The organism is Bifidobacterium apicola (genome assembly GCF_042846865.1).
GTDB classification, from domain to species: Bacteria; Actinomycetota; Actinomycetes; order Actinomycetales; family Bifidobacteriaceae; genus Bombiscardovia; species Bombiscardovia apicola.
Genome location: NZ_BAAFQQ010000001.1, coordinates 723,470 through 748,040, shown reverse-complemented (window position 1 = coordinate 748,040; position 24,571 = coordinate 723,470). Strand labels below are relative to the sequence as shown.

Sequence of the window (24,571 nt, the reverse complement as noted above, 5' to 3'; positions counted from 1 at the left end):
CATGAGCGATGAACACAGTGATGGAACTTCCCGACTGGATGTGCCCGAACACCTGCGGTACTCCCAGGATCATGTCTGGATCGATCCCAGTCAATCCCCGGCCCCCATGGGTGTGACCGAGTATGCGGCGGACCAGCTGGGAGACCTGGTTTTTCTGGACTTGCCCGAGACCGGCACCCACGTCGATGCCGGCGATGAGGTCATCGAGCTGGAGTCCTCCAAGGCTGTTGAGCCGGTGGTCTGCCCAGTTGCTGGCACCATTGCCTACGTCAACAGGGCAGCCTCGGACGATCCTGAGGTCATCAACTCCGATCCTTATGGGGAAGGCTGGATAGCCAAGATCGACCTGGAGGATGACGAGCCCGATCTGATGAGCGCCGAGGAGTATGGTCAGCTGTTGAAGAACCTGAACTGACGGTCAGGTCATGACCAGGCGATCCGGCCGTGATGAAGGCCCCCTGCGAGTCCGATCGGTCAGCACCACCTTCGATTCAGCCGTGCCCGGGGAGGGTATCGAGAGCAGGCCAGCTCCGGTGCGTCTGCTGCGGCGCCTGGTTACTGGCGCCTTCGATCTGTGGGTAGGGCTGTCCATCAATATGACCGGACGCATGGGCTGGTCAGCCGACGTCCAACCCTATGTGGGATACGGTACCGAGTCCTACTCCCGGCTGATATGCCGCACCATTCTGACGGACGGCCGCAGACGCGAGGATCCTGCCATTCGTGGCATTCGCGGCCTGTTAACCGTACCTGCGCCAAGGACCAGGGTCAGGCTGGCCATCGACAGCACGGCCATCGGGAGGGTCCAGGTGGGCGACTCCTCGGTCTACGATGCTGTCGATCCAAGCCGCAGTCTGAGTGCGGATGCGGTCTTCTCCGACCGCTCGGGCTACCTGGATCTGGTGGCGGAGCATCGGCTGACCCCAGGCGTGCACCGGGTTTCCTATCAGGTGCGGGGGCGCCCGTCCGTCGACGCCCCCTTGTACATCGTGCCCAGCCAAACTCCTGTTGGTGTCATATCCGACGTGGACGACACCATCATGATCAGCCAGGTGCCCAATCATTGGAAGGCTGCCTGGAACCTGCTCCTTTCAAATCCACACCGCCGGTCCTCGGTGCCGGGCATGGCCGTGCTCTACAACCGTATCCGCGATCTGGACCCTCGGATGCCCTTCTTCTATCTGTCGGCCTCGCCTTGGAATGTGGAGGGATCCATACGCGGCTTCATCCGTGACCATGGCTTTCCAGCTGGACCCCTGCTGCTGCGGGATCTGGATCCCAGGCCCAAGACCTTCGTGCCCTCCATCGTGCAGCATAAGATGGAGTTCATCCGCCAGCTCATGGCCGACTTTCCCAAGATGCGCTTCTTGCTCATAGGCGACGACGGGCAGAGCGACCCCTCCACCTTCGCCCAGGTGGTGAGGCAATATCCGGGTCGGGTCCTGGCCATCGGCATTCGCCAGCTGAGTCCACAAGAGACGGGTCTGGGATCCCTGTCCAAGCGCACTGCCACACAGCCGATGCCGGTGACGGATGTACCGGTCTTCTACGGGACCACGGGCGCCAATCTGATGCGGACTTTGCTGCCATATCTGCGTCGTCGCGCCCGAATATAATCGCCTCATGAGTTTTTCGGCCGTCAACTCCACTCCTCCTTGCGCACAGCGCCGTCCCGCCGATCGATGCTTCCATGGGGATCACTTTGAAGATCCCTATGAGTGGATGCGCAACCGGGAGGATCCTGCTACCAAGGCCTACGTGTGTGACCAAAACCGCTACTGCCAAGAACGGCTTGCCGGTCAGGAGGGTTTGCGGGCCACCCTTTTCAAAGAGTTCACCGACCGAGTACAGCAGACCGATATGTCGGTGCCCACCAGGATGCACGGCTACTGGTACTTTTCCCGAACACTCAAGGGCCAGGAGTATGGGGTACAGTGCCGTCTGCCGGTGCGCGACCGGGATGACTGGGACCCTCCCGCTGTCCAGGCTGATGCAGCGCCCGGATCCATGCCGGGCGAGGAAGTCATCTTCGATGCCAACGCCGAGGCCAAGGGACATGACTTTTTCTCCTTGGGTTGCCTGGATCTGAGCGCCGACGGCCGCTGGATGCTCTATGGCCTGGACACCAGGGGCAACGAACGCTACGACCTGTGCATCCGGGATCTGTCGGACGGCCGAGACCTGCCTGATCGGATCGACCAGGTCTCCTCTGGGGCGGTACTGACCCCCGACGGCCGCTGGGTCTTCTACACCGGCCTGGACAAGGCTTGGCGTCCGGACACGGTTTGGCGGCATAAGGTGGGCACTTCGGCCGACCAGGATGTCATGGTCTACCAGGAGGACGATGAGCGCTTCTGGGTAGGGCTGGGGCTGAGCTACGACGAATCCGCCATGCTGATTGCCACCTGCTCCAAGACCACCAGCGAGGTGCTCATGCTGGACCTGAAGGAGCCTCAGGGGGAGTTTGTGCCCTTGATCCCCCGCAAGGAGGGGGTGGAGTACGACATCAGCCTGGCCCGGTTTGAAGATGCCGGTCGCTCTGGTGAAGACCTGCCGGTGGCTGTGGTCTACCACAATGTAAACAACCCCAACTTCGAGGTGGATCTGATCGATCTGCGCAGCCACCGTCCCCCCTTCCGTCTGGGCGAGGGGGTGCGGCTGGCCCAGGGCAGTCCCTATGGCTGCGAGCGCTCCGGAGACCTGTCCTCCCTGCCGCCCGAAAAGCCCTATCAGGATCCGAGCAATCCCGCCATCCTGCAAGGCGCTCGCGGGCTGGGCATCGAGGGGCTGGGCATCCACCGCAGCTTTGTGGTTCTGACCTACCGGGCCGACAGTCTGCCCCACATGGCCGTTATAGCCAAGGACCAGGCGCTGGAGGATCTGCGGGCGGGCCGGCCGTGGCGCTTCCGCGAGGTCCTGCCTGATGATCAGGGAAGGGCCGGCCTTGACCGTCTCTACAGCATCGGCCCCACGGACAATCCCTCCTATCAGGCCCCCGGGCTGCGGTATATCAGGGGCAGCTATGGGACTCCGGCTGAGCTGCGGGAGCTGGATCCGGTGCGGGGTGTGGACCGATTGCTCAAGCGGGCCCAGGTGCTGGGTGACTTTGCACCCGAGCGATATGCTGAGCGTCGAATTCTGGTCCGCGTAAGGGATGGGGCTTTAGTGCCGGTCTCCCTAGTCTGGCGGCGGGGGATGCATCCGGAGCTTGATGCCTGCGGTAGGACCGGGCCTGATGACACGGTCATCCAGGCGCCCGACCATCCTGAGCGCCGTCCCTGGCCGGATCGTGATCCAGACAGGTCCGCACCCATGTTCATCACCGGATACGGAGCCTATGAGATCAGCCAGGACCCGGGTTTCGCCACTGGCCGTCTCAGCCTGCTGGACCGGGGCGTGCTCTACGCGGTCCCCCATGTACGCGGCGGCGGGGAGATGGGCCGCGCTTGGTACGAGCAGGGCCGTCGGTTGCACAAGGTCAACACTTTCCTGGACTTCATCGACGTGACCGCCGCTCTGCAGGCTCAGGGCTGGGCGGATCCCCGTCATACAGTGGCCAATGGCGGGTCGGCTGGCGGGCTGCTGATGGGCGCGGTGGCCAATATGGCCCCCCAGCTCTATGCCGGTATCGAGGCGGATGTGCCCTTCGTGGATGCGCTAACCACTATCCTGGACCCTGACCTGCCGCTGACCGTAACCGAATGGGACGAGTGGGGAGACCCCTTGCATGATCAGCAGGTCTACCGGTACATGCGTTCCTACTCGCCTTATGAGAACGTTCCTGACGCTGATCGGCGGCATCGGATCTTCGGCGGAGACCACTTCCCTGCCATCCTGGTGACTACATCCATGAACGACACCCGAGTGCTCTATGTAGAGCCGCTCAAGTGGGTGGCCAGGCTCCAGGAGCCACAGGTGGGAGCCGATGCACTGATCAGGATCGAGGTCCAGGCAGGCCATGGAGGCATCAGCGGACGCTACCGGCAGTGGGAGGAGCTGGCCTTCGAGAACGCCTGGTGCCTGTCCATCATGGTCCCCGAACGCCGCTGAACCGGGCTTGTCCGGGATTCGGTCAGGGTCAGGAAACAGCCTCAGCGGGCTCGTTATGCTCAGGGTATGACAAATAGCAAGCAGAAAACATATCACATTGCGGTCATTGCCGGTGACGGCATCGGCAAGGAGATTGTTCCCCAGGCTCAGGCCGTCCTGGAAAAGGTTACCCGGGGCAAGGCTGATATCCGCTATGAGGACTTCGACCTGGGCGCTGAACGCTACCTGCGTGATGGAGCCGTTCTGCCCGACGAGGATCTGGACCGGCTCAAGCAGCAGGACGCCATCCTCCTAGGGGCCATTGGTGACCCTCGCATCAAGGCCGGCATCCTGGAGCGGGGACTGCTGCTCAAAATGCGTTTCGAGCTGGACCAGTATGTCAATCTGCGCCCCTCCAAGCTCTACAAGGGTGTGGTGTCGCCTCTGGCAGATCCGGGTGACATCGACTTCGTGGTCGTGCGGGAGGGCACTGAGGGGCTCTACGCCGGGGCTGGCGGTTCCATTCGCCGGGGCACCCCCCAGGAGGTGGCCACCGAGGTATCCATCAATACGGCCTACGGAGCGGAACGGGTCATCCGCTACGCCTTCCAGCTGGCTATGAAGCGTCGCCGTCGCCTGACCCTGGTCCATAAGAAGAATGTGCTGACCAACGCGGGAGACATGTGGCAGCGGCTGGTCGATCAGGTGGGCCAGGAGTATCCCGATGTGGAGCGCGAGTATCTGCACATCGATGCCTCCACCATATTCATGGTGACCGATCCCAGCCGTTTCGACGTGATCGTGACCGACAACCTCTTCGGCGATATCCTCACTGATGAAGCGGGAGCTGTGGTGGGAGGCGTGGGCTATTCGGCTTCCGGCTGCATCAACGCCTCGGGCACCTACCCATCCATGTTCGAGCCCATCCACGGGTCTGCTCCTGACATTGCAGGCAAGGGGATCGCCAACCCTACGGCAGCCATTCTCTCGGCGGGAATGCTGCTGGATCATCTGGGCTTCGAGGGCGAAGCGGCCAGTATTGAACGGGCCGTGGAGGACGACATCGAACGCTCCGGTTCCATTCAGCGGAGCACAGAGCAGATCGGCAGGGATATTCTGGCTCGTCTGTGACTGGGCCGGATGGCAGCTAGACTGGAGGGCATGACTATGGATGATGCCCCCCAACCGGACGACCGGCAGTCAAGCGATACGCCGATAGGAAATCCTGGCTTCGGCACACCCCCATCCCCACAGGTGCCGACAGAGCATCGGGAACCTGACGGAGGGGATGCTGTTGCGGGAGCATCCTTGCCGTACCAGTCCGGGCCGGACGCAGCTGACGGGCAGCGACAGGCCCCAGGCCATCCGGCTGGCCATGATTTTGGCAGAGGGGACCGGAATCCGTATCAGACGGGTCAGCGCCCCTCTGGCCAGTACCCTTACGGCGGGTATCCGACTGGTCAGGGCACGAACGCTCAGGGCATAAACGGGCAGGGGGCCGGTGCCGGATATTCCTTGCCCCCTCAGAACGTCGGTCAATACCCGGGGGCGTATCAGTCAGGACCCCATCGGCCCGGTCCGTATTCGACCGCTGGGTATCCTGCCGGTCAGCCGTATCCTGCCGGTCAGCCGTATCCAGCTGGGCAGTATTCTGGCGGACAGTATCCCGGTGGCCAGAATTTGCAAAGGCCCTATCAGCAGGGACCGGGCTATCCCGGCCAGTACCAGGCTGGCTGGTATCCTCAGGGAGGATACCCGGGCAATCAGTACCCGGCTGGCCAGTATCCCGGAGGTCAGTATCCACCTCAATCCTCCATGCCCTGGCGCTACCCGGTCACGCCCCAAGACGGATACCCCGGGGCCATGCCCAACGGCAGAGGCCCCTATCCGATATCGCCCACCCCGCATAGCAAACTGTTAGCCGGGCTTCTCAGCATCTTTCTGGGCTGTTTTGGCGTGGGCAATTTCTACCTGGGCAGGACCGGCCGGGGCGTGGCTCAGCTCATGCTTACCCTGATCGGCTTCCTCTTCTTCTTCCTGGGGCCGACTATCGCCATAATTTGGGGGCTGGTCGAAGGCATCCTGATTCTGACATCCTCACCCGGCTCTTTCTGGCATCGTGACGCTCGCGGATGGGAGCTGACGGATTGAATTCGACCTGGCTGCGTGGCGTTGGCAAGCAGGCGGGCGGCAAACTAGCGGCTGTGACCTTGGCCTTGGGCGAAGGTCCAGCCTCCCGTCCGGCCATCGCCTCCTGCAGGATTGACGGCGACTTTTTCACGGAGCCATCTGCGACAATCTCCCAGGAATCCGAAGAGGGCTATGGGCCAGTATCACGACTGGAATCTGCAATTTGCGATATGCCGCTGCCTCTGGATCCTGGTATGGCTCTGGAGAGGCTGGGCAGGGTCATGGCAGAGGGGGACGGCCAAAGAATTGTCGGCGTTTCCGCATGGACTCTGGTAGCCGCACTGGAGCATGCGCTGCCGGCTGGGCTGGTCATCCGCAGACAAGGGGAGGTTCAGCTGCCGTCATCGTCGGATCAGGCGTCTTCCCGGCAGTCACAGCCGGACGAGTCCGAATGCCGTCGCCGCTGGTCTGGGCTGAAGCTGAACCTGATCAGAGACCGTCCGCGGGAGCCGGTCATGCAGATGGCCATGGATCAGGCCCTCAATGATGCCGTGGCCCTGGGCCAGCTGCCGCCCACCCTTCGCATCTGGAACTGGTCGGCGCCAGCCGTGATCCTGGGACGTTTCCAGTCCTTGAGCCGGGAGGTCCACGTCGAGCGGGCGCGCAGTCTCGGCTTTGCACTGGTACGCCGCTGCACCGGCGGTGGCACCATGGTCATCCAGCCTGACCGGGCCATTACGTATTCCCTCTATCTGCCTCTGGATTTCGTGAAGGGGGCGGACCTGATCGATTCCTACCGGATCTGCGACTATTGGCTGGTTCGAGGTCTGCGTATGCAGGGTGTTCAGGTTGGCTGGCAGGGCATGAATGATATCGCCTCCCCGCAGGGCAAGATGGGGGGCGCCGCCCAACGCAGGCTGCCAGCAGGCTCCCTGGGGCCGGGCGGGCTGCTCCACCACACCACGCTTTCTTATTCGGTGGACGCTGACCTGATGGCCCAGGTGCTCAATGTGGACCCTGAGAAGTTTCATGACAAGGCCGTGACCTCGGTCAGAAGCCGGGTGGATCCCATCGACAGGCAGACCAGTGTATCCCGCCGATCCCTGATAGATGCCCTTCTGGACACCCTGCCCTCCTTGGTGGAGGATCTGCGCATGTCTAGGCCTGCGCCTGAGGTTGAGCAGCGGGCTTGTACCCTGGCCCGGCAGCGCTACAGCCGTGAGGAATGGACCGCTCAGATCGCCTGACCAGGCGAGGGGGTTGATGTGTGTGGGTATAATCGTGCTCAGTCGCGTCGAACCCGGCGTGAGGTCATCAACCATGCGTGAGTCGATGCAGACCCGCCAGACATGGCGAAAAGGAGTGAGAGGTATGGCGGTTCACAAGCCCAATGAGATTCCCGATGATGGGAACGCACTCAGGCAGACCGCCCTATTCAAACAGGTGCCCAGACAGGACGCCGACCAGCTTTTGGACACCATGCGCGAGTTCACCTATGCCAAGGGGTCCACGGTCTTCCGACAGGGGGACACCGACCACCGCATGTATTTGCTGGAGGAGGGCCGGGTCAAGCTGGTCCGTCAGTCGCCTGACCGTCGCATCCAACTGCTCAGCATCCACGGGCGCGGTGAGATTCTGGGCGAGATTCCCGTCTTTGATCCTTCTGGCGGACCGCGTACAGCCTCGGCAGTGGTCATGGTCAACAAGACCAAGGTGGCGGCTCTGGACCACGACACCCTCTTCGACTGGCTCAACCAGCATCCCAAGGTGGCTGTGGACATGCTTCAGGTGCTGGCCCACCGCCTGCGAACCGACAACGAGCGCATCTCCGACCTGGTCTTCCTGGATGTGCCGGCCCGCCTGGCCAAGACCCTGCTGGATTTGGCTACACGCTTCGGCGAACCCTTCGAGCAGGGGCTGATGGTTCCTTATGACCTGACTCAGGAAGAGCTGGCACAACTGGTCGGTGCCTCGCGGGAGACTGTCAACAAGGCCCTGATGGACTTCTCCAACCGGGGATGGATATCTCGCAAGGGCCGCACCATCATCATTTTCCAGCCTGGTCCTTTGATTCGACGCTCTCGAATGTGAACGCTGCCGCTCGGTAGAGCCGACGGCCTAGGATGGAGACCATGCCCGAACAAAAGAAATCCATGTCGGTCAGGCGCTTCTTCACGCTGTTGCTGGCTTACCTCATCTTCTGCGTCGCAGGTGGCGTGGTCGTCTCTGGTTTCCTGTTTCCCGCTGTCTTCGGCATCAACGCCGCCTCCAAGAATCTGATGCCCGCCCTGAAGACGGAGAACATCGACTTCAATGTCAACGATCTGCCTCAGCAGTCCCGCCTCTACGCCTCCGACGGGCATACGGTCATCGCCACCTTCTATGCGCAGAACAGGATCGTGGTGCCCATCAAGGATGTTTCCGACTATATGCAGAAGGCCGTAGTGGCCCGCGAGGACCGTCGTTTCTTCGAGCATGCCGGTGTAGACACCCAGGGCGTGCTCAGGGCTTTCATCCAGACCTACATCAAGCAGGGCGACACCCAGGGTGGTTCCTCCCTGACCCAGCAGTATGTCAAGAACGTGCTCATGAGCCAGGCTGAGGAAAACAACGACCCCATCGCCGAGTACCACGCCCAGGAGGAGACCATAGCCCGCAAGATGCGGGAGATGCTGATTGCGGTGCAGATGGAGAAGAAGTACTCCAAGGCTGAAATCCTTCAAGGATATTTGAATATTGCCCAGTTCGGCACCAACGTCTATGGTGTCGAGTCGGCAGCCAGGCGCTATTTTAGCAAGTCAGCCAAGGACCTGAACCCGGGCGAGGCCGCTACCATCGCCGCCGTGACCAAGAATCCCGCACGCTTCGACCCTACCGTCAATGTCAAGGCCTCCCAGGAGCAACGGGACATTGTTTTGGATCTGATGCGGCAGGAGAACTACATCAACCAGCGTCAGTATGACGAGAACAAGGCCAAGCCGCTGGATCAGATGCTGCACGTGCAGTCTGTGGACGCCGGCTGCCAGGCGGCCGGAGACGCGGCTTTCTTCTGTGATTATGTAACCAAGCAGATCCTCAACTCCAAAGAGTTCGGCAAGAGCCAGGAGGAGCGCAACAAGCTCCTCAAAGAGGGCGGTCTGGATATCTACACCACCATGGACGTCAACGCCAATGCCGCAGCCATGAAAGCGGCCCGGGACACCATTCCCGTGGACGATCCAAGCGGCTTCGAAGTCACTATTGCGTCCATCCGCCCGGGAACCGGCGAAGTCCTGGGCTTTGGCATCAACCGCATCTACGATGCCACCCAGAACTCGGGCGGCGGCACCCGCACAGCCATCAACTATGCCGTTGATCAGGTCGATGGCGGCGGCTGGGGCTTCCCTGTGGGATCCACCTGGAAGCCCATCAATCTGGTCTCTTGGATGAAAGCCGGCAAATCCATCAACCAGCCCTTGCGCACCTCCACCAGCTACCCGCAGGCCTCCTTCGCCTGCAAGATGGCGGACGGCACCCCTTACGGGTTCGGCAACGGCAGCTGGCATGTGGAGAACTCGGGCGGCGGCACGGTCTCGCCTGAGTCCCCCCTGCAGGGCCTGATACGCTCGCACAACACCACCCAGGCTTCCATGGCCCAGCAGATCGGTCTGTGCGCCATAGCCGACACGGCCAAGGATATGGGCTACCACAATTCACCCAAGGACCAGATGGATATCCACTCGTCCAATACCTTCCAGCCGCCCATGACAATCGGCGCGGTTCAGGCATCTCCGCTGACCATGGCCAACGTTTACGCCACCATCGCCGCCAAGGGAGTGGCGTGCAGCCCCATAGCCATGACCAAGGTGGTCGACAAGAACGGGCAGAACATCAAGGTGCCCAAGGCCAACTGCCATCAAGCCATCGAGCCGGGCATTGCCGAGACCGCTGCCTATGCGCTCAATCAGGGTGTTGTCCAGCCTGGAGGCGAGGCAGCAGTGACTCAGCTGGACGGAGGGCGCAAGACTTTCGCCAAGACCGGCACCCACGAGGACAAGTACATGCTGACCGGCGGCTTCGTGCCACAGGTTGCCGCCTACGTCAGCGTAGGCAATGCGGAGGGTCAGGTCTCTTTCAACGGCAGGACCATCAACGGACGATCCATGCAAACCTGGTACGGCATGTATATCGCCACACCTGCCTGGAAGGAGTTCATGAACACCTACCTGGCCGCTGCCAACATCCAGCCGGACAACTCCTACGGCAATCCCGATCCCCGGTTCACCGGCGGGATTCAGCAGCCTCAGCAATCCCAGCAGTTCCAGCAACGGTCCACGGGCGGACAGCAACAGACGAACCGCCGTGGCCAGGAAGAGCAGCCAAGGACCCAGGGGACCGGTCCCAACCAATCGCAAACGGTGGAGTCGCCTGAGGGCTAGGGCCTGGCTGGAGGATCTTCCAAGAGGTCCGGCAAGGTCCAGTGAAGAGCTGTGTCTACAATGAGACCATCAGGGATTCGTCGACGGGCGGACCACGAGGGGTGCGGCCGCCCGCCGGGAGAGGCAGGAACAGATGGTCCAGGAATATTCGGAGCTGGATGACAAGGCCCCTCGGGCTGACGGCCCGATCAATGAGGATCAGGCAATATCAGGGCCTGTGAAGGGCTCTGGCAGGTTGGATGTGTCCAAGCCGAGCTGGTCGTTTAAACCGGGTCCCGATGACGGAACGAACAAGGCCGGCAAGGTTGCCAGGGGGATCAAGTCGTCAAAGACGGGCAAGAAGGCCAAGGGACCCAAAAAGAACAGGAAATCAAGATCCGACAAAAGGGGGGAGCTGTCTCTGCCTGCGCTTTTCCAGCCCATGGACTTGCGCGACCAGCATATCCGCAACAGAATCTGGATGCCGCCCATGGACACCTATTCGGCCCTGCGGCACGATGGGGTTCCTACCAACTTCCACTATCAGCACTATGTGTCCCGGGCTCTGGGCGGTTTCGGCGTCGTCATCGGAGAAGCCACGGCTGTCAACCCTCAGGGGCGGATTTCCCCCTGCGACGTAGGGCTGTGGAACGACGAGCAGGCCAGGGCTTGGCAGGGCATCGTCCGGGATGTCAAGGCAGCTGGAGCCGTACCCATCGTTCAACTCAACCATTCGGGGCGCAAGGGTTCCTCCGGGTGTTCCTCCATGGGCTATATCAATGCCACTGTGCCTGTGGCTGAGGGCGGCTGGCAACCCGTGGGTCCCAGTCCTATTGCCTATGGCAGGATGGCTGTCCCAGTCCAGCTTTCGCGGGCTCAGATAGCCTCCATCGTGGCTGACTTCCGCTCTGCTGCTGTACGAGCCGTTCAGGTTGGCTTCCTGGGGGTGGAGCTGCATGCCGCCCACGGCTACCTGCTCTCTCAATTCCTTGACCCGTTGGTCAACCGCCGCAACGACGAATACGGGGGCGATCTGTCCGGCAGAATGCACCTGCTGATCCAGGTGACCGATGCCGTGCGTGAGGTCATTCCTTCGGGCATGCCCTTGCTGGTGCGCATGTCTGCAACTGACTGGGCCACTGGCGGATGGGGCTTGGACGAGACCATCCGCACTGCCAAGGTGCTCAAGCTGCACGGGGTGGATCTGATTGATGTTTCCACTGGGGGCCTGGTGCCTGGTGTGAAGATTCCGGCTGCCCCCAACTACCAGGTGCCGTTCTCCTACCAGGTACGAAGCCAGGTGCTGATTCCCACTACAGCGGTGGGGCTGATCACCAAGCCTAGGCAGGCCGATCGGATCGTGCGCAAGGGCCTGGCAGATGCGGTCGAGATCGGTCGAGCCAGTCTGCGCGACCCTTATTGGCCGCTCAGGGCTGCCTACAAACTGGGGATGTCCGCTCAGCAGACTCCTTACCCTGAGCCTTACCGGCGCGGGGCCTACGGCACCACACGCTGACAGTGGCCATGGATGCTGTTTGCGGCGGAGCAGGGACCATTGTGGTCATGCCCACTTATCAGGAGGCCGACAATATTGGGGTGACTCTTCCTCAGCTGTTGGCATGTTGTCCCGAGGTCGATGTTCTGGTCGTCGACGACAGCTCGCCGGACGGCACCGGTGCCATGGCCGAGGATATGGCCAGGCACAATCCTCATGTCCATGTCATTCATCGGCATGCCCGCCGTGGGCTGGGCCCAGCCTATGTGCAGGGCTTCCGCTGGTCTCTGGAGCGCGGCTATGACCTGATCTGCGAGATGGACATGGATGGCTCCCATCGGCCCCAGGATCTGGCGAGGATGTTGACGGTGGCCCGGGGCCATGCACATCCGGGGCTGGTCATCGGCTCGCGCCGGGTTCGCGGAGGCCGAACTCAACACTGGCCCTGGTATCGCGACCTGATTTCGCGCGCGGGATCCTGGTATGCCCGCATCGCCCTGGGATCCTCCGTACGAGACATGACCGCCGGTCTGCGGGTCTATCGAGCTGACGTGTTGAGGAGGATCGATCTGGGAGGGGTTCGCTCCAGCGGCTACGTCTTCCAAGTGGATATGCTGCGCCGTGTCCAGGCCATGGGCGTTAGCGTGGCGGAGGTGCCTATAATCTTTGTGGAGCGGGTCCGAGGAAGTTCGAAGATGGATGCCGGAATCGTTCTGGAAGCCATGGTCCAGGTGACCCTGTGGGGACTTGAACGACTGATTCGTCGAAATTGACATTCGATCCTCTTTGTGTTCGCTTTATGAGCGACACAGCAGGGTCTTATTGGAGCCTTGCAGACAGATTAGGCTGATGATGGACAGATTCCTGCAAGAGCTCCGGCAGGCCTCTGGCGAACGGAAGAGCGGGCTGGGTGTTACAGGAATATCGATTTTTTGCAGTTGTTTTGGGACTGCGACCGTAGTCTGATGGCCGGCTTGCCAGTTTGGGCGAATGTGTGCGATAATGTTCGAATGATATCGTCACAACGCCAACACCTGATATTGAACCGGTTGCGTACTCGTGGCGCAGTCCGTATCACCGCCCTCTCCAAGGAGCTGGGCGTCTCCGCCATGACCATCCGCCGGGACATTGCCGACCTGGCGGACAAGGGTCTGCTCAAGAGGGTCCATGGAGGGGCCGTCACCACCAGCTCGCTTCTGGCTGAGCCGCTCTTCTCGGTCAAGTCACAGATGGACATGGGTCTCAAGGACACCATCGCCCGTCGCGCTATAGAGTATGTCTCGCCGGGCGATGTCATCGCCATCGGGGGAGGGACCACGGCCTATGTCTTCGCCCAGCATCTCCTGGAGAGTCGTCAGTGCGCCGGCGTGACCCTTCTTACCAATTCCATCCCTGTGGCCGAGCTGGTCCAGGCCATGGAGAGCAAGGACGTCGAGGTCATCGTCACTGGCGGAGTCATCACCCGATCCAACTCCCTGGTCGGCCCCATCGCGGACAAGGTCATTGCCTCGCTGCGGGTCAACACGGTCTTTCTGGGCACTCACTCGGTCTCCATACCCCGAGGATTCCTGATGCCCAACTCTTTGGAGGCGGCCACGGATATGGCGCTGATGGACATCGCCGACCGGACCATTATTTTGACCGACCACACCAAGTGGAGCTGCACCTCCCTGTCGCTGTTCGCATCCTTCGACCAGGTGGACACTGTCATCACCGATGACCAGCTGGATCAGGAGTCAGCCGAGTCCACAAGGTCTCTGGTCAAGCGGCTGGTACTGGTGCCGGTCAACCCCGAGGAAGGCCAGGCTCATGACGGCGCCTCCACTGGGCCCGAGGCCGAGGCCGGTGCCGAAGAAGCGGCCCATGCCCGATGAGCGAGCAATCACCCGAGGATGCGTGGGTTGCCGTGGCGGGTTGCCATTGATTGTCAATCATCACGGACGATGAAGGAGCAGCATGAAGTCAGAGCAGTATGTCCCCCAACGGTATGTTCCCGGCGACTACGCCAGGGAGCATATCCGCATCACCCCCACCAGGCTGGCCGACGGGCGCCGGTTCTTCTACCTGGATGATGATCCTGAGTACGTCTCGGGTCGCAAAACCAGGCGTCTGGATGACCCTCGTCCCCTGGCCGACCGATTCGCCCCCCATCAGGATCAGGAAGGCAGGACGGTGCCCTTCCAGCCGCCGCAGATGCGCCGGGATCCTTTGACCGGGGACTGGATCCCCATGGCTACAGCAAGGATGAACCGGCCCATCACCGCCGGTCCACAGGCCACCGCCAAGGGCAACCCCTTGGCTGCCAGAAAGCCTGGAGACCCCTACCAGGATGGGGAGATCCCCGATGTGGACTACAACGTCGCCATCTTCGAGAACCGCTTCCCGTCCATGATGCAGGTGCCCGATGCGCAGACGGCCGACAAGCCCTCCCTGGTGGACGGCAATCCCCTCTGGCCGGTGCGTGAGGCCAACGGGCGCTGCGAGGTGGTCTGCTTCGACCCGGACGAGCACGCACTCCCCGCTGATCTGCCGGTCTCCCGTCTGCGGACGGTGGTGGAGGCCTGGGCCTTCCGGACTGCAGAAATCTCGACCATGGAGGGCATCGAACAGATCTTCCCCTTCGAGAACCACGGCCAGGAAATCGGCGTCTCGCTGGCCCATCCCCACGGACAGATCTACTGCTATCCCTTCATCGCCCCCCGGCTGGAGCAGGAGTTGAGGCAGTGCGCCGACTACCGGGAGCGTACCGGCGGCAACCTCTTGGCGGACATCCTCAAGGCTGAGCTGGATTCCGGTCGACGCGTCGTCTTCCGCAACGCTACTTGGGTGGCCTATGTGCCTGCCGCCGCCCGCTGGCCCCTGGAAGTTCACGTGGCCCCCGTCCGCGACGGGATCCTGAGCCTGGATCAGCTCAATGACCAGGAGCGCTGGGATCTGGCCGTCATGTATTCCACCCTGCTCAAGCGAGGCAACGCCTTCTTCGACAAGGGCGACGGCAAGGGGATGGATCTGCCCTACATCGCCGCCTGGCATCAGGCTCCGCTTCACGATCCGCGGCGGGAGGACTACAGGCTCAACCTGCAGTTCTTCTCCTTCCGCCGTGCCGTGGACAAAATCAAGTATCTTGCCGGGTCCGAGTCAGGCATGGCTGCCTGGGTCTCGGACACCACCCCAGAGCGGATCGCTGACCGCTTCCGTCAACTGGGGCCTCTGGACCTGGAGAATGGAGAGAATCGATGACGACGAGAGCGGAATTCATACAGGCCTGGACCCAGGGTGCGGACGGCCAAGGTGCTACCAAGGCCCGAGAGCTCTTCCAAAAGGTTTATGGAGGGGACCCTCAGGGCGTCTGGAGCGCACCCGGGCGGGTTAACCTGATCGGCGAGCATACGGATTACAACGCCGGGCTCAGTCTGCCCATCGCCCTGCCTACTCGTACCTATGTGGCCGTCAGCACCAGGAAGGACAGCCGGGTGCGCCTGGTCTCCACCATGGATCCGGAGAATCCGGTCCAAGCAGATCTGGATGGGCTTCAGGCCCGGGGAGTCAGCGGATGGGCGGCCTATCCGGTCGGTGTGGCCTGGGCCCTGCAGCGGGATGGCTTCCCGCAGGTTCAAGGGTTCGACCTGGCATTGGCCTCCTGCGTTCCCGTGGGGTCCGGGTTGAGTTCCTCGGCGGCCATGACCTGCGCAGTGGCCCTGGCCCTGGATGACCTGTTCGGTCTGGGGCTGGGAGGCAACGAAGCTGGTCGGGTCAGGCTGGTCCAGGCCGCCATCACGGCTGAGAATGATATGGCCGGTGCCTCTACCGGCGGCATGGATCAGAGCGCCTCCATGCGCTGTCGATCCGGCTGCGCCCTGCGGTTGGACTGCAGGCCGGAACTGGATGCCATGAGCAACGTGCGTCAGGTCCCCTTCGACTTGAAGGCTGCAGGCCTGGAGCTGCTGGTTGTCAACACCAGGGCTCAGCACCAGCTCAACGATGGCCAATACGATCAGCGCCGAGCCACCTGCGAGCAGGCTGCGCATCTGCTGGGGGTGGCCAACCTGCGCCAGTCGGCAGACCAGGTCAACGGCGCTGCTGATCCTGCATCCGCCATGGCTGCGCTGCTGGGGCAGCTGTCCGATGAGACCATGCGTCGGCGGGTCCGTCACGTGGTCAGCGAGATAGGACGGGTGGACCGCTTCATCGAGGCCTTCGGCAAGGGCGATTACGCCTTGGCGGGCCGCCTTATGAACGCTTCCCATGACTCCCTGCGGGACGACTACGAGGTCACCTGCCCGGAATTGGATGAGGCCGTGGACGCGGCACGCCAGGGCGGGGCCTACGGAGCACGCATGACCGGCGGCGGGTTCGGCGGGTCCATCATTGCCTTGGCTGATGCCGGCAAGGGCTCCGATCTTGCCCGTGACATCACCGAACGATTCGCATCCAAAGGGTTCAAGGCCCCCGAAGCCCTGATCGCCCTGCCCTCCTCGGCGGCCGCACGCGAATCCTGAGCTGCAGACCTCTACGACCCCGCTTCTCCCGGCGCTCCTCTAAGCTGGGGGAGCGGGGTCCCGGTTTTCAAGGGGCCGGCCAAGGGCGAGGTGGATGAGGAGGACGGTCATGGACAAGGCAATCATCACGGTGGTGGGCAAGGATGCCATTGGCATCATCGGCAAGGTCTGTACGGATCTTTCCCAGCAGAGCATCAATGTGCTGGATATTTCGCAGACCATTCTGGATGGCTTCTTCACCATGATGATGATCGTGGACTGTACTGCCTGCCGGGATGATTTCGATGCGCTGAGCAAGCGGATGGAATCTTTGGGAGAGGACATCGGAGTCTCCATACGTTGCCAGCGCGAGGAGATCTTCACCAGGATGCACCGGGTCTGAGGAGGCGGCCATGATCACACGAGACGAGGTCCTGGAGACCAACAACATGATCGACCGGGAGCGCCTGGACGTGCGCACCATCACCATGGGCATCAGCCTGCTGGACTGCGCCAGCCAGGATGTGGACATGCTCTGCCGGAACATTCATCGCCGGATCGTCTCGCTGGCCGGCGACCTGGTGTCCACAGGGGACTCCATCGCCCGCGAGTACGGCATTCCCATCGTCAACAAGCGCATCACCGTCACCCCCATCTCCCTGGTCGCGGCCGGCGCCTGCCACACCGTGGAAGACTATGTGGCTGTGGCCAAGACCCTGGACCGCTCGGCTCAGGAGGTCGGGGTCAACCTGATCGGCGGCTATTCGGCCCTGGTCGGCAAGGGCATGACTCCGGCGGAGCGGCTGCTGATCAAGTCCCTGCCCAGAGCGCTGAGCCAGACGGAACGTGTCTGCGCCAGCGTCAACGTGGGCTCCACCAGAACGGGCATTGATATGGATGCTGTAGCCCTGATGGGCCGGGTCGTCAAGGCCACTGCCGAGAGCACCGCCGACTCGGACAGCTCTGGTTGTACCAAGCTGGTGGTTTTCTGCAACGCTCCGGACGACAACCCCTTCATGGCCGGCGGCTTCCATGGAGTCAGCCAAGGGTCGGCCGTCGTCAATGTGGGAGTCTCCGGGCCCGGCGTGGTCAAGACTGCCTTGGAGTCGGCCAAGGGAGCGGACTTCGGGCAACTCTGCGAGACCATCAAGCGGACGGCCTTCAAGATCACCCGCGTGGGGCAGCTGGTGGCCCAGGAGGCCAGCCGCCGCCTGGATGTGCCTTTCGGGATCATCGACCTGTCCCTGGCTCCCACCCCAGCGGTCGGAGACTCAGTGGGGGAGGTCCTGCAGACCATGGGTCTGGAGCAGGTGGGCGCTCCGGGAACTACCGCTGCTCTTGCCATCCTCAACGATCAGGTCAAGAAGGGCGGCATCATGGCTTCCAGCTCGGTGGGCGGGCTGTCCGGGGCCTTCATCCCTGTGTCCGAGGATGCCGCCATGATCCAGGCTGCGCAAGAGGGGAGCCTGACTCTGGAGAAGCTTGAGGCCATGACCTGCGTCTGCTCGGTAGGCCTGGATATGATCCCCATCCCTGGGGATACTTCTGCTGAGTCCATCTCCGGCCTCATCGCCGACGAGGCGGCCATCGGCATGATCAATCAGAAGACCACCGCAGTCAGAGTCATCCCCGTCATCGGCAAGCAGGTGGGCGAGTCGGCCGAGTTCGGCGGACTCATGGGCGGTGGCCCGGTCGTGCCCGTCAATACCCGATCCTGTGCTGCATTCGTCAATCGTGGCGGACACATCCCAGCACCCATCCACAGCTTCAAGAACTGAGCGCGCTCGCGGGGTTCAGCGGCCGCCTTGGAACCCCAATTGCCGCCAGGCCTCGTAGATGGCAATGGATGCGCAGTTGGTCAGGTTCAGGCTGCGCAGGCTGGGCCGCATGGGCAGCCTGACCTGTTCGGCCACATGAGGGCCAGCCATGATCTCCATGGGGTCGGGGATGTCGCCCGGCTCGGGGCCGAACAGGAGGATGTCGTCCGGCCGGTAGCTGATATCGGTGTAGAGCTTGTCGGCGTGGGCGGTGAAGGCGATGATCCGGCTGTCGGGCATGGAGCGGACCAGGTCGTCGAAGTCCGGGTGCAGAACCACGTGGGCCATGTCATGATAGTCAAGGCCAGCCCGGCGCAGCTTGGTGTCCTTGAGGTTGAAGCCCAATGGCTCTATCAGATGCAGGATGGTGCCGGTCACGGCGCACAGGCGGATGGCCGAGCCGGTGTTGCCGGGGATTCGCGGCGAGTAGTAGCACAGGTGGGGTGTGGAGGTCTTCACCCGGCTGGCCTGATCGGCCTTCATCATGGCATCCACTACGGAGATGGGGTTGCCATGGGCATCGGTGACCAACTCGTCGGGACCATAGTTCGATTTGCGGTATCCGTACTCGTACATGCTTTCGACGGCCTTCGACGGGTCGCCGGGCTGCTCCTGCTCCTGCCTGTTCATGAGGCCAACCTATCGTCGCCAACCGACAGGAGAGGCAGTGCCGGTCGGCACCGTCGGGCAGAATACGGCGGTTGAATGAGGCAGTTTAGGATGGCGAAGGGCGGTGTGATCATGGAGAGTGCGGAAACGGCCTTGGCACAGATGGAGCCCATCCGCCTGCGGCTGTTCGATTGGTGGAGCCGCTACGCTCGCGACCTGCCTTGGCGCTTTGGACGAACCACGCCCTGGGGGGTTCTGGTTTCCGAGGTCATGAGCCAGCAGACCCAGATGAGCCGGGTGGTGCCCTACTGGACGGCCTGGATGAAGGCATGGCCGGATGCGGCCTCCCTGGCCGCCGCCCCTAAGGCTGAAGTCATTACGGCCTGGGGCAGGCTGGGCTACCCGCGCCGAGCCCTGCGCCTGCAGGAATGTGCAGGACGGGTGGCCGGCCAGTACGCAGACCGTCTGCCCCGGGATTACGACCAGCTGGTGGCCCTGCCTGGCATCGGCGATTACACGGCCAGCGCTGTCATGAGCTTTGCCTACGGCCAGAGGATCGCCGTCATCGACACCAACGTACGCAGGGTGCTCTCCAGAGTCTTTCTGGGGCATGAATCCACCGGTGGCGCTGCCAGCCAAGAGGAGCGCCAGCTGGCCTGGCAGGTCCTGCCCAAGGACGAGGGGCCGGAGGATGTCGGTGCCGAGGACAGCAGTGCCCAGGTGAATAGTGGCCGCCTGGAATCGACTGATCCGCAGGTCCGGTCGGAAGCTTGGCGGGAGCCGCCCTCGGCACGATGGAACCAGGCTGTCATGGAGCTGGGCGCCACAGTCTGCGTCGCCCGCAAACCGGCCTGCGATATCTGCCCGCTGGCTGGCCACTGCCGCTTTCTCAAGGCTGGGCTGCCCGGTCTGGGTGCAAGCAGGACCAGACCCCGGCAGCGCTTCGCGGGAACCGATCGGCAAATCCGCGGATCCATCCTCCAGGCGTTGCGGCAGGCTTCGGGCGCACCCCTGCCAAGGAAGGAACTGAAACCCCTGTGTGCGGACGAAATCCGTCTTGATCGGTGCATCGCCTCCCTGGATGACGACGGTCTTCTGGAAATTGGTAAGGATGGCCTTCTGCGTCTGCCGAAGTGAAGGCCTCCCTGGCGACTAGACTGGATAAGTATGGCCAAGCGACGCATGAGCGAGAAGAAGCGGCGGATGTACCGCCGCCGAAGGATTGCGGCTGCCCTGCTGGCGGTGCTTTTTTTGCTGGTCTGCGTTGGCCTTGTCTGGGGCGTGGGGGCCGGCATCAGAGCCCTTCGTGGAGGCGACGGGCGCCAGGGAGCCTCGACCAGCGTCCAGCAGACCGCAAAGACTAAATCTCAGGACAAAGACAAGGACAGGCAGAGCAAGGATCGGAAGAAGGATGCCGGCAAGAAGCGTTCCTCTGGGGCCCCTGACTGCGGCAAAGAAGATCTGGCTCTGGAACTGTCTGCACCTAATCCCAGCACTGGGGTCGGCGGGTCCATCGACTTTACGGCGACCATCCGCCACAAGGGAACAGGGTCCTGTCTGGTGGACGGCTCCGACGGCGGCCGGGTGCTGGTCATCACCAGCGGCGAGGATACCATCTGGCGCTCTGATGCCTGCCCGGTGGGGGCCCGCACCCTGCTCATGGCCACTGGAGACAAGGACATACAGACCATTACCTGGAATGCTGACAGCAGCCAGGACAGCTGTCAGCCCGACCAGAACCTGCCTCGGGTCAATGCAGGCTCCTACCAGGCCAAGTTGGTGCTCAAGGCTGATTCGCATGTGGTCTCACAGCCAGTGCCGGTCATGGTTCAATAGCAGCTTTTCAGGGGCGACACGCCGATTGCATGCAGGGCTTTTGTCTGCTATCGTTTTGTCTTTGCATGAGGTGTGTCATATAGCGGGCATGCATCATCGAGGAGGTGCCCGCGAATAGGCATATGGCGGCCATTCGGCATCTCCCTGGGGTAACAGGAATGATCGAGTACGGCGAGCGATAAGGAACGTCCATTTTGGCTGCCAATAAAGCTGTAAGAAGTACCACCACCACGCAGGCACGCGCTGACGAACACGACATCAAACTGCACAAGGCCACCGATCGTGTCAATTTCGGATCCATCCGCGAACCCATCGAGGTGCCCTACCTCCTGGGTGTGCAGACCGACAGCTTCGACTGGCTGGTCGGCAACGACCGGTGGAAGAAGCGGGTCGAGGAGGACCAGGTCAACGGGACTCATACCGTGGCCCCCGTCTCCGGCCTGGATGAGGTCTTCCAGGAGATCTCTCCCATTGAAAACTTTGCCCAGACGATGAGCCTGACCTTCTCGGATCCCTATTTCGAGGAGCCCCGGCACACGGTCCAGGAATGCAAGGAGAAGGACTACACCTACTCCGCCCCCCTGTACGTGAACGCCGAGTTCGAGAACGGGGACACCGGCGAGATCAAGTCGCAGACCGTCTTCATGGGCGACTTCCCGCTGCAGACCCCCCACGGCACCTTCATCATCGGCGGCTCGGAGCGCGTCATCGTCTCCCAGCTGGTCCGCTCTCCAGGCGTCTACTTCGACCGCACCCAGGACCGCAACTCCGACAAGGAGATCTTCGGAGCCAAGATCATCCCCAGCCGGGGCGCCTGGCTGGAGTTCGAGATCGACAAGCGCGATGTGCTGGGCGTGCGTGTGGACCGCAAGCGCAAGCAGTCCGCCATCGTCTTCCTCATGGCCATCGGCATGACCAAGCCGCAGATCCGCAAGGCCTTCAAGGGCTATCCGCTGGTTCTGGACGCCCTGGAGAAGGAGACCATCGAGACCCAGGACGAGGCCCTGACCGACCTCTACCGCAAGATCCGGCCTGCGGACACCGCCTCGCCCGAGGCTGGCCGCAACCTGCTGGACTCCTTCTACTTCAACACCAAGCGCTATGACCTAGCCCGGGTCGGCCGTTACAAGATCAACCGCAAGCTGGGACTTGAGGCCGATTTCAACGACCGCAGCCTGCATCCCGAGGACATCATCGCCACACTCAAGTACCTGGTGACCCTGCATGCCGGCGGGCAGACCTTCCCCGGCCGCCGCGACGGCCAGGATATCGAGCTGCGGGTAGACGTGGACGACATCGACCACTTCGGCAACCGCCGCATCCGCCAGGTAGGCGAGCTGATCCAGAACCAGCTGCGCACCGGCCTGAGCCGTATGGAGCGCGTGGTCCGCGAGAGGATGACCACCCAGGACGCGGAAGCCATCACCCCGCAGTCCCTGATCAACATCCGCCCGGTCAACGCCACCATCAAGGAGTTCTTCGGAACCTCCCAGCTGAGCCAGTTCATGGATCAGAACAACCCGCTGGCCGGCGTGACCAACAAGCGTCGTCTTTCGGCCTTGGGCCCCGGCGGCCTGTCCCGCGACCGTGCATCCATGGAGGTGCGCGATGTGCACCCGTCCCACTACGGACGCATGTGCCCCATCGAGTCCCCTGAAGGCCCCAACATCGGTCTGATCGGCTCCCTGGCTACCTTCGCCCGGGTCAACCCCTTCGGCTTCATCGAGACCCCCTACCGCAAGGTCGTGGACGGCCAGGTGACTGACGACGTGGTCTACATGACCGCCGACCAGGAGTCCGAGCACACCATCGCCCAGGCCAACCAGGAGATTGACGAAACCGGACACTTCGTCGAGGACGAAGCCCTGGTGCGTGACGCCGAGGCCGAGGCCAAGGATGTGCCCGTCTCCCAGGTGGACCTGATGGATGTCTCCCCCCGGCAGATGGTTTCGGTGGGCGCCTCCCTTATTCCATTCCTGGAGCACGACGAGGGCCACCGAGCGCTGATGGGCACCAACATGCAGCGTCAGGCCGTCCCCCTGGTCAAGTCCGAGCGTCCCTTGGTGGGCACTGGCTCCGAGTGGCGTTCCGCCATCGACTCGGGCGATGTCATCCTGGCTGAGAAGCCGGGCGTGGTCACCTACGTCTCCGCCGACATCATCCGCGTCATGAATGACGACGGCACCCAGTCCTCCTACAAGCTGGCCAAGTTTCAGCGGTCCAACCAGACCACCTGCTACAACCAGGTCCCCCTGATCAAGGACGGGGAGCGGGTCGAGGCCGGTACGGTCCTGGCTGACGGCCCCGCCACCGAGAAGGGCGAGATGGCCCTGGGCAAGAATGTCCTGGTGGCCTTCATGCCTTGGAACGGATACAACTACGAGGACGCCGTCATCATCTCCCAGCGGCTGGTCCAGGACGACACCCTGAGCTCCATCCACATCGAGGAGTATGAGACCGACGCCCGCGAGACCAAGCTGGGCGCCGAGGAGATCACCCGGGACCTGCCCAACGTGGGCGAGGATGCGGTGGCCAACTTGGACGAGCGCGGCATCATCCGCATCGGCGCCGAGGTCGAGGCTGGAGACATTCTGGTCGGCAAGGTCACCCCCAAGGGCGAGACCGAGCTGACCCCCGAGGAGCGGCTCCTGCGGGCCATCTTCGGCGAGAAGAGCCGTGAGGTTCGCGACACCAGCCTCAGGGTTCCCCACGGCGAGACCGGCACGGTCATCGAGGTCAAGGAGGTCACCCGCGAGGATGCCGAGGAGGACGGCGACGAGCTGCCCAACGGCGTCAACCGGATGATCCGGGTCTACATCGCCCAGCACCGCAAGATCACCCAGGGCGACAAGCTCTCCGGCCGTCACGGCAACAAGGGCGTCATCTCGAGGATCCTGCCCGAGGAGGATATGCCCTTCATGGCCGATGGCACCCCCGTCGACATCATGCTCAATCCACTGGGCGTGCCCTCCCGTATGAATCTGGGCCAGGTCTTGGAACTCCATCTGGGGTGGATCGCCCACTCCGGCTGGGACATCAGCCTGGACCCCGACCTGGAGGCCGAGTGGAAGAAGCACATTCCGGCAGGAGCCGAGAAGGCTGAACCCGGCACCGCCGTGGCCACCCCGGTCTTCGACGGCGTGCGGCAGGATGCCTTGAACGGCCTGCTCAAGACCACCCTGCCCAACCGTGACGGCGAGCGCCTGGTGGGCGACGACGGCAAGGCTGTGCTTTACGACGGCCGAACCGGCGAACCCTTCACCAAGCCGATCTCCGTGGGCTACATGTACATGCTCAAGCTCCACCACCTGGTGGACGACAAGATCCACGCCCGTTCCACCGGCCCCTACTCGATGATCACCCAGCAGCCCCTGGGCGGCAAGGCCCAGTTCGGCGGCCAGCGCTTTGGCGAGATGGAGGTCTGGGCCCTGGAGGCCTACGGTGCCGCCTACACCCTGCACGAGATGATGACCACCAAGTCCGACGACGTGGACGGCCGTGTGCGGGCCTATGGAGCCATCGTGCGCGGGGAGAACCTGCCGGCGGCCGGCATTCCCGAATCCTTCAAGGTGCTGCTCAAGGAGATGCAGTCGCTCTCCTTGAACGTGGAGGTGCTCAACGCCGAAGGCAACGTGATCGAGATGAAGGACGAGGACGACGACCCCAACGCCGCCTCCGACGATCTGGGCTTCAACATCGGCGCCCGCCCGGACGCCGCCGCCAAGGCCGACCAGTCAGCTCCCGAGCCGGAGTACCGCTGAACCACCAGTCACAGGGATG

The 24,571-nt window shown here is 62.6% G+C and carries 19 protein-coding genes; 18 read left to right on the top strand and 1 reads right to left on the bottom strand.

Annotated features, from left to right (window positions below; all coding sequences use genetic code 11):
• Nucleotide 1 precedes the first annotated feature (1 nt).
• The 15 genes from gcvH (at nucleotide 2) to ACGG9J_RS03085 (ending at nucleotide 18,307) form a co-directional block, all read left to right on the top strand.
• A complete protein-coding gene (gene gcvH / locus ACGG9J_RS03155; protein ID WP_390133543.1) occupies nucleotides 2-415 on the top strand; it encodes a glycine cleavage system protein GcvH in 414 nt (137 codons plus the stop codon).
• 10 nt (nucleotides 416-425) lie between these two features.
• The gene (locus ACGG9J_RS03150; protein ID WP_390133541.1) at nucleotides 426-1,616 is read left to right on the top strand and encodes an App1 family protein; all 1,191 of its coding nucleotides are present in this window, start codon (nucleotides 426-428) and stop codon (nucleotides 1,614-1,616) included.
• A gap of 7 nt (nucleotides 1,617-1,623) precedes the next feature.
• Nucleotides 1,624-4,050, top strand: a complete 2,427-nt coding sequence (locus ACGG9J_RS03145) for a S9 family peptidase (protein ID WP_390133539.1) — start codon at nucleotides 1,624-1,626, stop codon at nucleotides 4,048-4,050.
• Nucleotides 4,051-4,116: 66 nt separating this feature from the next.
• Nucleotides 4,117-5,160 (top strand): 3-isopropylmalate dehydrogenase, encoded by a 1,044-nt coding sequence (locus ACGG9J_RS03140; RefSeq protein WP_390133537.1) that lies wholly within the window; start codon nucleotides 4,117-4,119, stop codon nucleotides 5,158-5,160.
• 549 nt (nucleotides 5,161-5,709) lie between these two features.
• Nucleotides 5,710-6,180: a TM2 domain-containing protein gene (locus ACGG9J_RS03135; protein WP_390133535.1), complete on the top strand. Its 471-nt coding sequence runs from the start codon at nucleotides 5,710-5,712 to the stop codon at nucleotides 6,178-6,180.
• Nucleotides 6,177-7,406 carry a lipoate--protein ligase family protein gene (locus tag ACGG9J_RS03130; protein ID WP_390133533.1) on the top strand — a complete coding sequence of 410 codons (1,230 nt, stop codon included), beginning with the start codon at nucleotides 6,177-6,179 and terminating at the stop codon, nucleotides 7,404-7,406. The genes ACGG9J_RS03135 and ACGG9J_RS03130 overlap by 4 nt, the downstream gene beginning before the upstream one ends.
• 124 nt (nucleotides 7,407-7,530) lie before the next feature.
• Nucleotides 7,531-8,250: a Crp/Fnr family transcriptional regulator gene (locus ACGG9J_RS03125; protein WP_390133531.1), complete on the top strand. Its 720-nt coding sequence runs from the start codon at nucleotides 7,531-7,533 to the stop codon at nucleotides 8,248-8,250.
• Nucleotides 8,251-8,291: 41 nt separating this feature from the next.
• A complete protein-coding gene (locus ACGG9J_RS03120) occupies nucleotides 8,292-10,577 on the top strand; it encodes a transglycosylase domain-containing protein (RefSeq protein ID WP_390133529.1) in 2,286 nt (761 codons plus the stop codon).
• A gap of 133 nt (nucleotides 10,578-10,710) precedes the next feature.
• Nucleotides 10,711-12,072: an NADH:flavin oxidoreductase/NADH oxidase gene (locus tag ACGG9J_RS03115; RefSeq protein WP_390133527.1), complete on the top strand. Its 1,362-nt coding sequence runs from the start codon at nucleotides 10,711-10,713 to the stop codon at nucleotides 12,070-12,072.
• Between the two features lie 8 nt (nucleotides 12,073-12,080).
• Nucleotides 12,081-12,824 (top strand): polyprenol monophosphomannose synthase, encoded by a 744-nt coding sequence (locus ACGG9J_RS03110; RefSeq protein WP_390133525.1) that lies wholly within the window; start codon nucleotides 12,081-12,083, stop codon nucleotides 12,822-12,824.
• A 219-nt stretch (nucleotides 12,825-13,043) separates the two neighbouring features.
• On the top strand, nucleotides 13,044-13,925 hold the full coding sequence (locus ACGG9J_RS03105; protein ID WP_390133523.1) for a DeoR/GlpR family DNA-binding transcription regulator: 882 nt from the start codon (nucleotides 13,044-13,046) through the stop codon (nucleotides 13,923-13,925).
• Nucleotides 13,926-14,007: 82 nt separating this feature from the next.
• Nucleotides 14,008-15,291: a galactose-1-phosphate uridylyltransferase gene (gene galT / locus ACGG9J_RS03100; RefSeq protein WP_390133521.1), complete on the top strand. Its 1,284-nt coding sequence runs from the start codon at nucleotides 14,008-14,010 to the stop codon at nucleotides 15,289-15,291.
• Complete coding sequence (galK, locus tag ACGG9J_RS03095) at nucleotides 15,288-16,550, top strand: galactokinase (RefSeq protein WP_390133519.1); 1,263 nt, start codon at nucleotides 15,288-15,290, stop codon at nucleotides 16,548-16,550. The genes galT and galK overlap by 4 nt, the downstream gene beginning before the upstream one ends.
• Nucleotides 16,551-16,659: 109 nt before the next feature.
• Nucleotides 16,660-16,932, top strand: coding sequence for an ACT domain-containing protein (locus tag ACGG9J_RS03090; RefSeq protein WP_390133517.1), 273 nt, complete (start codon nucleotides 16,660-16,662; stop codon nucleotides 16,930-16,932).
• A gap of 10 nt (nucleotides 16,933-16,942) precedes the next feature.
• A complete protein-coding gene (locus ACGG9J_RS03085) occupies nucleotides 16,943-18,307 on the top strand; it encodes a PFL family protein (protein ID WP_390133515.1) in 1,365 nt (454 codons plus the stop codon).
• Between the two features lie 15 nt (nucleotides 18,308-18,322).
• Here ACGG9J_RS03085 and ACGG9J_RS03080 read toward each other — a convergent pair whose 3' ends face one another.
• Complete coding sequence (locus ACGG9J_RS03080) at nucleotides 18,323-18,976, bottom strand: tRNA (cytidine(34)-2'-O)-methyltransferase (protein WP_390133513.1); 654 nt, start codon at nucleotides 18,974-18,976, stop codon at nucleotides 18,323-18,325.
• Nucleotides 18,977-19,117: 141 nt separating this feature from the next.
• On the opposite strand from ACGG9J_RS03080, the gene ACGG9J_RS03075 reads away from it, so the two are divergent.
• From ACGG9J_RS03075 to rpoB, 3 genes are all read left to right on the top strand, one after another.
• Complete coding sequence (locus ACGG9J_RS03075) at nucleotides 19,118-20,092, top strand: HhH-GPD family protein (RefSeq protein WP_390135297.1); 975 nt, start codon at nucleotides 19,118-19,120, stop codon at nucleotides 20,090-20,092.
• 30 nt (nucleotides 20,093-20,122) lie between these two features.
• Nucleotides 20,123-20,791, top strand: coding sequence for a hypothetical protein (locus ACGG9J_RS03070; RefSeq protein WP_390133511.1), 669 nt, complete (start codon nucleotides 20,123-20,125; stop codon nucleotides 20,789-20,791).
• Nucleotides 20,792-20,985: 194 nt separating this feature from the next.
• Nucleotides 20,986-24,552, top strand: a complete 3,567-nt coding sequence (gene rpoB / locus ACGG9J_RS03065; protein WP_390133509.1) for a DNA-directed RNA polymerase subunit beta — start codon at nucleotides 20,986-20,988, stop codon at nucleotides 24,550-24,552.
• The last annotated feature ends 19 nt before the right edge of the window (nucleotides 24,553-24,571 follow it).